Annotated in this window: 7 protein-coding genes; 4 read left to right on the top strand and 3 right to left on the bottom strand. The window is 54.7% G+C overall.

Translation table 11 applies throughout. The features are described from left to right. Positions 1–163: 163 nt before the first annotated feature. The 3 genes from hslU to lon are packed head-to-tail and all read right to left on the bottom strand — an operon-like array spanning position 164 to position 5,195. Positions 164–1,558, bottom strand: coding sequence for an ATP-dependent protease ATPase subunit HslU (gene hslU, locus BLR44_RS17335; protein ID WP_089684321.1), 1,395 nt, complete (start codon positions 1,556–1,558; stop codon positions 164–166). A gap of 25 nt (positions 1,559–1,583) precedes the next feature. Beyond that, positions 1,584–2,642, bottom strand: coding sequence for a type IX secretion system protein PorQ (gene porQ, locus BLR44_RS17330; RefSeq protein WP_089684319.1), 1,059 nt, complete (start codon positions 2,640–2,642; stop codon positions 1,584–1,586). A gap of 54 nt (positions 2,643–2,696) precedes the next feature. Then, positions 2,697–5,195 carry an endopeptidase La gene (gene lon, locus BLR44_RS17325; protein WP_089684719.1) on the bottom strand — a complete coding sequence of 833 codons (2,499 nt, stop codon included), beginning with the start codon at positions 5,193–5,195 and terminating at the stop codon, positions 2,697–2,699. Between the two features lie 387 nt (positions 5,196–5,582). Between lon and BLR44_RS17320 the strand changes: the two genes are divergently transcribed. The 4 genes from BLR44_RS17320 (at position 5,583) to BLR44_RS17305 (ending at position 13,558) form a co-directional block, all read left to right on the top strand. Then, positions 5,583–7,469, top strand: a complete 1,887-nt coding sequence (locus BLR44_RS17320; RefSeq protein WP_089684317.1) for an OmpA family protein — start codon at positions 5,583–5,585, stop codon at positions 7,467–7,469. A gap of 102 nt (positions 7,470–7,571) precedes the next feature. Continuing rightward, positions 7,572–8,966, top strand: a complete 1,395-nt coding sequence (gene lpdA / locus BLR44_RS17315; protein ID WP_089684315.1) for a dihydrolipoyl dehydrogenase — start codon at positions 7,572–7,574, stop codon at positions 8,964–8,966. Between the two features lie 942 nt (positions 8,967–9,908). Continuing rightward, on the top strand, positions 9,909–12,815 hold the full coding sequence (locus tag BLR44_RS17310; RefSeq protein WP_089684313.1) for a malectin domain-containing carbohydrate-binding protein: 2,907 nt from the start codon (positions 9,909–9,911) through the stop codon (positions 12,813–12,815). A gap of 173 nt (positions 12,816–12,988) precedes the next feature. After that, positions 12,989–13,558, top strand: a complete 570-nt coding sequence (locus BLR44_RS17305) for a hypothetical protein (protein WP_143017349.1) — start codon at positions 12,989–12,991, stop codon at positions 13,556–13,558. Positions 13,559–13,565 lie beyond the last annotated feature (7 nt).

Genomic DNA, 13,565 nt, shown 5'->3' with positions numbered 1-13,565 from the left:
CTTGCTAATCCTGTAAAAACCCGCTTTCTGCGATTTACCCAACCCCCGTCGGTTTCGCGCAAGCTTTTACTCCCTAATAGTGGCCAGGGAGCGCGGACCGGAAGCGCATAAAAAAAGGCCACTCGTACGAGCGGCCTTGTGAGGTCATATTGCGTTGGACGCGTTACAAAATGTATTGGCTCAAGTCGCGGTTCTTCACCAGATCGCGCAGCCGTTCCTCGACCATATCGTCCGTGACGACGATCTTGGCGTTGGGTCCGATCACGTCGGGCACGTCGTACATCAGCTCGTTTAGGAGATGGCTCATGACCGTATGCAGGCGGCGCGCCCCGATGTTCTCGACGTCGGAGTTGATGCGGAAAGCGATTTCCGCGAGTTTCCGCAGGGCTTCGTCCTGGAACGTCAGCTCGACCGACTCGGCTTCCAGCAGAGCGGCATACTGCTTGGTGAGCGCGTTGCGCGGAGTTTTCAGAATCTGGTAGAAGTCGTCGACCGTCAGGTTGTCCAGTTCGACCCGGATGGGGAAACGCCCCTGTAGTTCCGGAATCAGGTCCGACGGTTTGGAGACGTGGAAGGCGCCGGCGGCGATGAACAGAATGTGGTCGGTTGCAATGACGCCGTGCTTGGTCGTGACGGCGCTCCCTTCTACGATGGGCAGCAGATCGCGCTGTACGCCCTCGCGGCTCACGTCGGGGCCGCCCTGTTTGCCACTTCCGCTGGCGACTTTGTCGATCTCGTCGATGAAAATGATGCCTGTATTTTCGGCTTTGCGAATGGCTTCTTCCTTCACTTCATCCATGTCGATGAGTTTGGACGCTTCTTCTTCGAGCAAAAGCTTGCGCGCTTCTGCAATCGACACCCGGCGCTTCTTGTTCTTTTTCGGCAGCATGTTGCCCAGCATTTCCTGGAGGTTCATCATCGACACTTCGTCGATGCCGCCGGGGCCCATCATCCCCATGCCCGACGCCGGACTCTGCTGAATGTTGATTTCGATTTTCCGGTCGTCCAGCTCACCGTTCCGCAGTTTTTCACGGAAGCGCTCCCGCGTTTTCTGATTCAGCGTGTAGTCGTCTTCCGGTACTTCCCCTTCCACAGCCGGGTTGGTGGTCGAAACGGAGCGCGGGGGCTTCATCGCGGGAATCAAAGCGTTGAGGATCACCTCTTCTACCTGTTCGGTAGCGCGTTCTTTTACTTCCTCTTTTTTGCGCTGTTTCACCATGTTGACCGACTGCTCGACCAAGTCGCGCACCATGCTTTCGACATCGCGCCCGACGTAGCCCACCTCCGTAAACTTCGAGGCTTCTACCTTGGTGAAAGGCGCATCGGCGATTTTGGCCAGACGACGCGCAATCTCGGTTTTGCCGACGCCCGTGGCCCCGATCATCAGGATGTTGTTCGGCACAATTTCGCGGGCGATGTCGGAGTCGACGCTCATGCGCCGCCAGCGGTTGCGCAGGGCAATGGCCACGTTGCGCTTGGCGTCTTTTTGCCCAATGATGTATTTATCTAGTTCTGACACAATCTCGCGCGGTGTCAGGTATTGGTTCTGCTCAATCATAATAAAAAGGGTTTCATCTTAAACTTTACTGCGGTGTGGCAGCGGGGGTTTTCTTGCGGAAAACCGAGTGCAGGTTACTGGTCAGCGTCAGGGTACTGGTCCCTCCGGCCACGTGGTACCACCCACGCGCGAAGGCCACTTCGAAGGCTTTGATCCGCGCCATCGCGCCGATCGAAAAACCGGCTCCCCCCGACCGGCTTTGCAGACGTAACTCGCGTCGAATTAAATGGTTATACCCGGCACGCAGGTAAAAGTTGGGGCTCAATACAAACTCGCCCCCAAACACCAGGTGGCGCATGATCTGGTCGCCCAGTTTTTTTTCTTCTTTTACTTCCTGCCCGTTCGCGTCCAACGTGCCGGGTTTGGACGGGTCGAGGTAGACAATGTCGGGGCGCTCCAGGTGGTGGGCCGTGAGCGAAAAGCGCAGCGGCATGTGCTCGGGCTTATAGCTCAGGCCCAGTTGTACGTTGAGCGGCAAAGTAGGTCGCGTAGCGCCCGGGGCGTAGGTATCGAAAATCCAGCCCAGGTTCCGAATCGCCAACCCCACGTGGAAGTCGCGCGTCGGATGGTGGAACGCTGCGCCCAGATCGGCCAGGACTGCGAAGGCGTTGTACGACCCGATGGACGATCCGGCGACTTTGACCGTGCCGCCCAGCGAGTAATTCTCCAATCGGTGTGCCCAGGTGCCGCCCAGCCAGTAATCTGCCGCCGAAAACTCGCCCATCACGGCACCGGTGGGGTCGGTCTGCGTCAGAGTTCCGTAATTGTGGTACGCAAACGACACGCCGACCGGACCGGCGTTTGGCGTATCGAACGCGTAGCCCAGCGACACGCTGTTGATCCCTGCGTAATAGGGCGCCCAGTTGAGGGTAGCGTGCTGCACCATGTCGGCCTGCAACAGCGCCGGATTGGCCATCATCATGTTCACGTCCTGGTCCGACAGCGAAACGTTGACGTTGCCCAGGGCCGCCAACCGCGCATTGACCGGCAGGCTCAGAAAATCGAATGCCGCGCGTCCTCCAATTTGCCCTACCACCTGCTGGGTAAGCAAGAAACTGACAAACAAGAGGAAGCGTCGGCGCATAAAACTTGATAAAAGCGTCAGAAGTTAGGTGAATGCAAAAGACCCATGCGCCACTCAGGCATTGGCCTTCTCTTTTTCAGCGGTGTGATCCTGGGGCCACGAAAGTTCGATCGGCTCTTCTACCTTGTCTTTAGACAGGGCCAGCTCCAGCACCTCTTCTGCCGTAGTAACGTAATGGATGGTTAAATCTTTTAGCAGCTCGGCTTCCAGTTCCTTTACATCTTTCTGGTTGCTCTTGCAAAGAATCACTTCCCGGATGCCCGCCCGGCGCGCCGCCAGAATTTTCTCTTTGATGCCACCGACCGGCAGAATCTTCCCGCGCAGGGTGATTTCGCCGGTCATGGCCAATTTCTTGATCCGCCGTTGGGTGAAGACCGACGCCAGCGAGGTCAGGATGGTGACCCCGGCAGAAGGGCCGTCTTTGGGCACCGCGCCCGCCGGTACGTGCAGGTGGATGTCGTAATGGTCAAACAGTTGGTACGGCACCCCCAGTCGGTTGGCGTTGGCCTTTAAGTACGAGAGCGCCGCTACCGCCGACTCTTTCATCACGTCGCCCAACTGCCCCGAAAGGGTCAATTTGCCTTTGCCCCGGCTCAGTACCGATTCAACAAAGAGAATTTCGCCACCCGCTGCCGTCCAGGCCAGCCCCGTCACCACACCGGCGCGTCCATTGTCCTCGTACAACTCACGGTCGAAGATTTCGGCACCGAGAATTTCCGTCACCTGTTCGGGGCGGATCGAGCGCTGGTAGTCCTCTTCCATCGCAACGTACCGCGCCACCCGACGCGCCACCGCGCCGATTTTCCGCTCCAGGCTGCGTACACCCGACTCGCGGGTATAGCCTTCTATGACTTTGATGATGCCTTTCTCGGTAAACTGAAGGTCTTTGCCCGACAAGCCGTGCTCTTCGCGCTGTTTGGGAATGAGGTGCCGCTTGGCAATCTGCACTTTCTCTTCCAGCGTGTAGCCCGTAATCTCGATGATCTCCATCCGGTCGCGCAGGGCGGGCTGAATGGTATCGAGCGAGTTGGCCGTTGCGATGAACAGCACCTTCGACAGGTCGTACTCCACTTCCAGGTAATTGTCGGCGAACGTACTGTTCTGTTCCGGGTCCAGCACTTCGAGCAAGGCCGACGAAGGATCACCCCGAAAATCGGAGCCTACCTTGTCGATCTCGTCGAGGATGTAGACCGGGTTGGAATAACCCACTTTTTTCAGGTTCTGGATGATACGCCCTGGCATGGCACCCACGTACGTACGCCGGTGGCCACGGATCTCGGCCTCGTCGTGCACGCCTCCCAGCGACATGCGCACGTATTTGCGGTTCAGTGCCCGCGCGATGGAGCGCCCCAGCGACGTTTTTCCCACCCCCGGAGGGCCGTACAGGCAGAGGATGGGGGCCTTCATGTTATTTTTCAGCTTCAGCACGGCCAGGTATTCCAGAATGCGTTCTTTGACCTTCTCCATGCCGTAATGGTCGGCATCCAGAATTTTGCGCGCCCGCACCAGATTAAAGTTGTCCTTCGTGTACTCGTCCCACGGCAGGTCGACCAGCAACTCGGCGTAGCTCATGGCAACCGGATACTCGGCGGCGGCGGGATTCATGCGCAAGATTTTGTCCAGCTCCTTGTTGAACTGCTGCGCCACGGCGTCGGGCCAGTTCTTCTTCATCCCGCGTTCGCGCAGGGCTTCGATTTCCTGCTCCGATCCCTCCTGCCCCAGTTCGTCCTGCAACACCTTGATCTGCTGGCGGATGAAATAGTCGCGCTGCTGCTCGTCGATGTCTTTGTGGACCTTGTTCTGAATTTCGTGCTTCAGCTCCAGCATCTGCACGTCTTTCATCATGGCCGTCATCAGCTTGGTGGCGCGCTGCATGCCGTCGTTGATCTCCAGCAACTCCTGTTTTTCGGCCACGTCGGCATTGATGTTCGACGACAGAAAATGCGTCAGGAACGAAGGACTCTCGATGTTGTCCAGCGCAATCTGCGCTTCCTGTGGAATTTCCGGATTGAGTTTCAGGATTTTGGAAGCGATGTCCTTCAGCGACTGAATCAGCGCCTTGGTTTCTTTCTTCCGAACGTCGGGAAAGTTTTCGGTGATGAGCTGGATGCGCGCCTTCATGTACGGATCGGTCTGCACGATCTCTTCGATGCTGAAGCGGCGTTTCCCCTGAATGATGATGGTGGTATTTCCGTCGGGCAGTACCAGCATTTTGATGATGTGCGCCACGGTCCCCACGCCAAACAAATCCTCAGTCGAAGGCTCTTCGGCCGTATCGGTGCGCTGGGCCACCACCCCGATGATGCGATCGCCTTTGTAGGCCCGCTTCACCAGCCGGATCGACTTCTGCCGCCCGACCGTGATGGGAATCACAACGCCCGGAAAAAGCACCGTATTTTTTAGCGGTAAAATCGGTAATACGTCGGGAATTCCTTCTGCCGCAAGTTTATCGTCCTCCTCTTCGGTCGGCAGGATGGGAATCATCTCGCCGTTGTCACGCTCTGCCATGTTCGCCAGATAAGAAGAAGGTATTCCTAGAAAATTATCTTTCATATAGTTGTAAGTCGGGGTGTCAAACTGACACGCCAAAAGAAATAAATGAACGTCAAAAGCCGCTCATCCGTTTAGTTTTACCTTTACAAGCCAAGTGCCAGATCGCTAAACCTGCCATAATACCCGAATCTTTCGACATTTCGGCGGGAAACGTAAGACATGATGGCCAACTGTGTACGATACGATTTAACGAATTTCTTACGGCTAAGGCCTAACGTAATGAGTACCAAAGTGCCGGAATGTAGCGTTGTCAGAAAATGTCTAACGTACCTAAGTTTCAGACCGTTTCTTGTGCGGAACTCCATGAATAGCAAACCATCCGTATGGTTTTTTTCTGCAGTAGTTGTTTTCTTTCTTACTGGGCAGGCGTGGGCTCAGGAGAAAAAAATGAACGGCATCAACGTGAGCACGGCGGGTCGTGACACGCTATTCGAAAATTACGACTTCCGGTTTCCTCATCTCTACGAAGGTGGCGTTGAATTACGCTACTATAACCCTAAAGCATTATCAAAGATAGCCCGCCTGGAGAAGAAAGAGAAATGGGAACAAGTGCTTCCGCTCCTGGAAGATTACGTCGGTAAATTTCGCATCGGCAATTTTTATAAAGATACGCAATTGCTCTGGCGGCTGGGGCAACTTTACGAACGGCTCGGGCAGGTGGGCAAGGCCAAAGCGATTTACCGCCTGACGCTCAAACACCACCGCGGCGCCATCACCCGCATCAAACTGCACTACGACTCGCTCACCGAGCTGGACCGCGACTACTTCATTCCGCTGGACTATTATTACGAGCTGGTAGAGTACCGCAAGACCATCGATACCCTGCGGCCGCCCCGGGGTGTGCTGCTCAACATGGGCGATGTGGTCAACTCCTACTCGGACGACTACGCCCCGACGCTGAACGCCGCCAACGACGTCCTGCTGTTTTCGTCGAAGCGCAACCAGAAGGGCGTGCTGCAGAAAACGGTGAACGAAGACATTTTCATCAGCCGGAAAGATGAGTTTGGCTGGAGCGAGGCCGAACCGTTTACCGACATCAACTCGCCCTACAACGAAGGGTCGGCGGTGCTTTCGCCCGACGGCGCAAACCTCTACTTTGTGCGCTGCGAAAGCCGCGAGGGGTACGGCGACTGTGATATTTTCGTGGCCGACCGTCAGGAAGACGGCTCGTACGGCAACATTCGCAACCTGGGACCGAGCGTGAACAGCCAGGGCTGGGATTCGCAGCCGGCGCTTTCGCACTCGGGCGATACACTCTACTTCGCCTCCGACCGGCTGGGGGGCTTCGGGCTGTCCGACATTTATTATACGGTCAGAAAACGCGGGGGCCTCTGGTCGCCGGCCCGGAACCTGGGGCCGGTCATCAACACGCGCAACAGCGAAGTCAGCCCATTCATCCACCACAAACACAACGTCCTGTATTTCAGCTCGAACGGCCACCTGGTCAACTTCGGCAATTTCGACATTTATAAATCGTACTACCGCCGGGGTCGCTGGACCGAGCCACGCAACATTGGCCCGCTGGTGAACGGCATCGGTAGTGAGAATTACTTCACCATCGATTCGGAGTCGAAAAACTTGTTTTACGCCCGCTCGGAAGATCAGATGAATAACCTCGACTTGTTCTCGTTTCCGTTGCCGATGGGCGCCCAGCCGCTGGCCGATACCCGCCTGAGCGGCATTCTGACCGATTCGGTAACGGGCAAACCGTTTGGGGGGATCGTTTCGATCGTCGATCTGGACAACGGCATCGAAGTGGCGCCGAAGGCGCTTCGCAAAGACGGCTCGTTCGATTTCGACCTGATCAACAACAACAATTACCTGCTGATCATCCAGGGGGAAGAGTTTTTCCGGATCGAGCAACAGTTCCGCCTCAACGGCGACACGCTGATCAAGGCCAAAGCCGAATCGATCCTGAGTAAAAAGATTCGCTTCACCTCCATCGAGTTTGAACAGGGCAAGGCCGACATCCTGATGGACATGTACAGCGACCTGGATGCGTTGTACGACTTCCTGATCGACAACCCCGCCTTCGGCCTGAAAATTTCGGGCCACACCGACTCGGTCGGTGACCGGGAGAAGAACCAGGACCTTTCGCAACGCCGGGCCGAGGCCATCAAGCTGTACCTTATTGCCGACGGGCGCATTGATCCGGACCGCATCGAGGCCATCGGGTACGGCAGCGAGCGCCCCATCGTCACGCCCGAGCGTACGGAAGAAGACCGCCGGACCAACCGCCGGGTCGAGTTCCAGCTGATTCCGCTCGGCAACTGACCGACCGGCATTCTGCCGCGTTTATCCTTCTGCCATGCAGGTTGCTCGTCCGGGGAGTGAGCATTAATTTGCGCATCCTTACTAGATCCAATTCAACTCCTCATGGCATCATCATATGATCTGATTGTGGTTGGTAGCGGCCCGGGCGGTTACGTAGCAGCCATTCGCGCATCCCAACTCGGAATGAAAGTCGGTGTGGTCGAACGCGAATCGCTGGGCGGCATCTGTCTCAACTGGGGCTGTATCCCCACCAAAGCGCTTCTGAAAAGCGCTCAAGTATTTGAGTACATCCAACACGCCCAGGACTACGGCATCAAGGTCGACGGTGCCGAGGTCGACTTCGGCGGCATGGTGAAACGGAGCCGAGGAGTGGCCGATGGCATGAGCAAGGGCATTCAGTTCCTGTTCCGGAAAAACAAGATCGAAACGATCAACGGAACCGGAAAGCTCCTGAAAGGCAAGAAGGTAGAAGTGACCGACGCCAGCGGCAAGAAAACCACCTACGAAGCCAAGCACGTCATTCTGGCCACGGGCGGCCGCGCCCGCGAACTGCCGAACCTGAAGATCGATAACGAGAAAATCATCGGCTACCGCAAGGCCATGTCGCTCGATAAAATGCCGAAGTCGATGGTGATTGTGGGCTCCGGTGCCATTGGTGTGGAGTTCGCCTACTTCTACCACTCGATCGGCACGAAGGTCACCATCGTGGAATTTATGCCGCGCATCGTTCCGAACGAAGACGAAGAAGTCTCCAAACAGTTGGAAAAGATGTACAAGAAGGCTGGCATCGACATCATGACCAATTCCAGCGTGGAAGCGGTAGACGGCAAACCGGGGGCTTGCAAGGTGAAGGTAAAAACCAAGAACGGTGAGAAAACGCTGGAGTGCGACATTGTTTTGTCGGCAGTAGGCGTTTCGACCAACATCGAAGGCATTGGCCTGGAAGAGGTCGGCGTAAAAACCGACAAGGGGCGCGTGTTGGTGGATGAGTTTTACCGTACGAACGTAGAGGGCGTTTACGCCATCGGCGATATTGTGCCGGGACCGGCGCTGGCGCACGTCGCCTCTGCCGAAGGCATTATCTGCGTAGAGAAAATTGCGGGCCACAAGCCGCAGCCGTTGCGTTACGATAACATTCCGGGCTGTACGTATTGCCAGCCGGAGATCGCTTCGGTCGGTATGACCGAGCAGCAGGCCCGGGAAGCCGGCTACGAAGTCAAAGTCGGCAAGTTCCCCTACACCGCTTCGGGCAAGGCCAGCGCGGCGGGTGCGAAAGACGGCTTTGTCAAGGTAATCTTCGATGCGAAGTACGGTGAATGGCTGGGTGCCCACATGATCGGCGCCAACGTCACCGAGATGATTGCCGAGGTAGTTGTGGCCCGCAACCTGGAAACGACCGGCCACGAGATCATCAAGTCGGTGCACCCCCACCCCACCATGTCGGAGGCCATCATGGAAGCAGCAGCGGCCGCCTACGACGAGGTCATTCACATCTGATTGTAATTCCAGTTCTTTTATAAAACGGCAAAGCCCTCGCACTGAGGGCTTTGCCGTTTCTGTGTTTTCCCCTCTGTCAGGTCCTGCATTTCCTTACTTCGCTTCGGGCTATTGCCTTACACGCCGACTATTTTTTTCGCTCCCTACCATGCTGGTCGATTTCCCGCAGCAAAGTACAGAGTAAATATTGTTACAACATAAGAGGTTTTCTAAATCGCGATTTTGTAAATCACTGAAAAACAGCCCCTTACAAAGCGTATTCATAATTTCTTTCCAGCCACTCACTTCCATATATCAACAGCGGCCAAAAATAATCCTATATCTCTCACCACAATTCATGTAACTACCTATAAATATAATCCAAATAGTTCCTGATCGCCTCAATGGTTTAATCCCTTTTGCACCCCTCCTTTTTGTTTGATCATATCTGGCTATTTTGTTGTACTTTATTAATAAAAATTCATATAGTACCAGAATTTCTCCATATATGATTATACCTATTCACCTTCATGCATTCACGTTATAATCCCTACGATTATCCTAAAAAGATAGATTCTATCCTGTTTTTAGGCATAACATATTATATTATCTTCATTTAAAGGGACATTTTACATGATAACACCAATTGCATAATTACGCTCAGGCACAACCTTATCCATTTCTTACATGCGACTCTAAAAAGTTTTATGGAGCAGCTTTGGAAATCTAGTTTTTATGCAACATCTTTGTCATGAAGCTTTTAAACAAAATGCAAGAAGGCATCGCAGAAAGCACAAGTAAGTAAGTCTATGTACACACCACCTGCTTTTACGCACATAGGAACCCTACTTTCTTTCAAAAACTGACTTCTGCCACCTGCTCAAGGCAGAATTTGGTCGAGATGTTTATCATAAAAGCGGATTTGCTCAAACGATTGTTGAACCATAAAGTGCGTTAAAACTTATGAAGCGAATTGCACTGCTACTCTTTGTAGCCCTCATGTACTGTGGGTCTACTGCTTATGCTCAGTATTATGTCAGCCCATCGGGAAGCGATGGCAACTCGGGTACCTCCTCCAGCAAACCTCTCCGGACGCTGGGTAAAGCCTTGCAAAAGGTAAGCAACGGGGGCTCGATCACACTGGCCGCAGGTACGTATCGTGAAGGTGATCTGCTCGTCACCAACAACGACATTACCATCAAAGGCGCAGGTGCCGGAAAGACCATCATTGCAGGCTCCGACAAGGTAACCGGCTGGGAAAAACACTCTGGCGACATCTGGAAAAAGACGGGTTGGAAAACCAACAGCCAGCAGTTGTTTGTAGACGGCAAGCCGCTGCAACAGCGCGGAAACCGTTGCGGCTGGAACGTTACTCACGCGGCGATCGGGGGGGCTATGATCCTGTCGATCGTAGGCTCGAACAGCTCTACCAGCCTGACGCCCGGCTCTTTCTATTACGACCCAGGATCGGATGTGCTCTATTGCATGCTGAAAGATCGCTCTAGCCCCAACAACCATTACATGGAGGCTAGTGTCAAAGACGAAATCCTGAACGGGGGCAACACGACCAACGTCACGATCCAGAATCTTTCGATCCGTCACACCACTTCTACCCGCAACCGTGTTGCCGTCGGCATGCTCACCACGGGCTACAGCGGCTGGAAAATTGAAGACTGCAGCTTTGAATACGGCGATTTCTGCGGCGTACTGATGCGCGGCAACAACCACAAGATTCGTCGCAGCTCTTTCACTCACAACGGTAGCAACGGGATCACCGTCAACGGTTCTATCTGGTATTCGAATTGGAAGTACGACGAAGATCGTCCGCACATGAACAGCCTGATCGAGAATTGCACGATCGAGGACAACAACTACCGCAACTTCTCTACCGCGTGGCACTCTGGCGGCATCAAGTCGACCAACGGCGTACGGGGTCTGACCATCTCGAAAAACTACGTCCGCGACAACAACGGCATCGGCGTCTGGTTCGATGACTGCTTCGGCGACAACGTGGTTGAATACAACATCCTGAGCAACAACCGACATGGGGTTGCTTACGAAATTGGCCACTCGTTCGGCGGCGATGACTACAGCGTTAAAGTAGTAGACAACCGTATCTACAACAACGACTTGAAAGGTGTCTACATCTCGGCTTCGGCCAGCGCGATCGTCGAGTACAACACCTTCTATAACAACGAGCAGGACATCGTACTGCACGGCATGCCTCGCGGCGGCAACGAGTTGAAAAACAACAAAGTGCGTTACAACATTCTGGATGCGCACAACAACTCGAAAGGTGCCCACATCATCATCTACCAAGGATCGAAGTCCAGCAACAACAGCACGAACAACAACTTCTACCGTTCGCCCAGCAGCAGCGTCCGCGTCGGCATCGAGACCAGCGGCAGCTACGCCATTACGCACAAGGACCTGAAGACCCTGTGCAACCAAAAAGGCCACGAGTGCAGCGGCAAAACGGGTAACCCTCAGTGGAAAAACGCTAGCTCCGGCGACTTTGGCCTCTCGAGCAGCAGCCCGGCGAAAGGCAAAGGATGGCGTGGAGGCGGCCCTGATTCGTCACCTTCTTCACCTGACACGACGCCTAACGACGAGAAAGACGATTCTCCTGCCGCACCGACCCCAACCAACGGTCAGATTGCCATCAACGCCGGCGGTGGTCAGTACACTGACAGCAAGGGTGTGACTTACATGGCCGATAAGTACTACGGCCGCGGCTCGACCGTCAACTACTCTTCGCTGTCGATTGGTAATACCAGCGACGACAAGCTCTACCAGACACAGCGCATTGGCTGGTTCACCTACTCGATTCCGGTGAAAAACGGCAGCTACAAGCTCACCATCAAAACTGCTGAACTGAAGTATAAGTCCAATGGACAACGTCGCTTCGACGTACATGTAGAAGGAAAAGAGCTCTTCCAGGATGTGGATCTGCACAAACTGGGCGGCTACGCTAACGCCGTCGATCTGGAAAAAACGGTTGAGGTGAAAGACGGCGTGATGAACGTAACGTTCGACATCGACTACCGTGAGTGCCGCGTCTCAGCGCTGGTCATTACCCCGACCAGCGGTAGCGAAGGCGACCGGACGTCTGCCCCAGGTGGACTGGTAAAAGCCCTGAACTGTGGTGCCTCTTTCGGCCTGACCGACAGCCGTGGTATCTCGTTCGAGAAAGACAATTCGGCTTACTACAAAGGCGGCAGCCAGCGCCGGGCCACGACGTACAACATCAAGAACACCTCGGATAACTCGCTCTACCAATACGAGCGGTTTGGAGCTGACTTCTCGTACGGAGTTTCGGTACCGAATGGCGACTACACCGTGACGATGGAGTTCTCGGAGAACTGGTTCACAAGCCGTAACGAACGTTTGTTCGACGTAGAAATGGAAGGCAAACTGGTGATCAACGATCTGGACATCTACGCGAAAGCAGGGTACCGCACGGCCTACACCGTTACCAAAACCGTCCGGGTAAACGATGGTCACCTGAAAATCCGCTTCAAATCCAGAAGACAAGCAGCGGTTGTGTCGGGCATCGTCATCCAGAAAGCAAACTCCGGTGCCGCCACCGATCTGGTTACCACCGAAAGCACCTTGCAAACTGTCGCTACAGACATGCAAGTGTATCCGAATCCGTTCAACGATCAGGTTCGCCTTCGCTTCGAAGCGTCGATGCCGGCCTCTACCGTACGGGTCTTCACCTCTACAGGTCAACTGATGGAAACGCAATCGATTCCGGAAGGCCAGGTAGAATGGGAAATGAATACAGCACACCTGCCTGTGGGTGCCTACATGATCAGCGTAGAAACGCCGGGCAAAGCACCGCAACAGCGCATGGTGATCAAACAATAGTACAAAGGTCACGTTCCTCAATCAAAAGGGCCGCTCCATGGAGCGGCCCTTTTTCGTGTCTGTACCGTTGCAGAAGCAACATCTCAGCGTTAGCCTGCGTCTTCTTCATGCAGGTGCGTCTTGCGTACTCCTGCAAAAGAAGTAGCTTCGTACGCCTAACGTTGTTTAACCCGATGAACTTCCGACCGCACTGGTGCTGGGTACTGCTGTTTACTGTGGTGCTTTTCCCCTGGAAAGCCACGGCACAATCTACGGCTCAGTCGTCGGTACGGGCCACTCTGTCAGCGCAGTCATCGGCCACCGGCATCCTGACGCTGGAAAAGCCAGGGCTCCGGAAACGCATTCGGTTCTTTCCGGGCGACGTGCTGGAATTCAAGCTCTACGATGACCCATACCGGTACGAGACCGTTTTGCAGGGCGTGCAGGAAAACAGCATCCTCGTGATGGATGCGGTGTTGCCCATTCAGGAAATCCGAAAGATTTACGTTCGCAAAAAGGGATACTATGCCCTACAGGCGGCTTACCGTAACGGCACCACATCGGGCATTGGGTTCGGTATACTGGGACTCGTGATGTTGCCGCTCAACCCCACGCTGGCTGGTTCTACGTTGGGAGGCAGCGCAATGATGCTCAGCGCCGGCCAGCTCTTCCGCGTACTTTCCAAACGGCCGTACCGTCTGGGCAAATGGCGTAGCCTTAAAACCATCCAGACGGGCTATGTGCCGCCTCTTGAGTACCGCTAACGTGTTC

The organism is Catalinimonas alkaloidigena, assembly GCF_900100765.1.
Classification (GTDB): Bacteria; Bacteroidota; Bacteroidia; order Cytophagales; family Flexibacteraceae; genus Mooreia; species Mooreia alkaloidigena.
Note: the sequence above shows the minus strand (reverse complement) of the source record. Positions and strands in the feature narration are given on the sequence as shown.

Bases quoted from the DNA above. Each gene is read 5' to 3' on its own strand.
- lon (WP_089684719.1), bottom strand. From the start codon at position 5,195: ATGAAAGATAATTTTCTAGGAATACCTTCTTCTTATCTGGCGAACATG.
- lpdA (WP_089684315.1), top strand. From the start codon at position 7,572: ATGGCATCATCATATGATCTGATTGTGGTTGGTAGCGGCCCGGGCGGT.
- BLR44_RS17310 (WP_089684313.1), top strand. From the start codon at position 9,909: ATGAAGCGAATTGCACTGCTACTCTTTGTAGCCCTCATGTACTGTGGG.
- BLR44_RS17320 (WP_089684317.1), top strand. From the start codon at position 5,583: ATGAACGGCATCAACGTGAGCACGGCGGGTCGTGACACGCTATTCGAA.
- porQ (WP_089684319.1), bottom strand. From the start codon at position 2,642: ATGCGCCGACGCTTCCTCTTGTTTGTCAGTTTCTTGCTTACCCAGCAG.
- BLR44_RS17305 (WP_143017349.1), top strand. From the start codon at position 12,989: ATGAACTTCCGACCGCACTGGTGCTGGGTACTGCTGTTTACTGTGGTG.
- hslU (WP_089684321.1), bottom strand. From the start codon at position 1,558: ATGATTGAGCAGAACCAATACCTGACACCGCGCGAGATTGTGTCAGAA.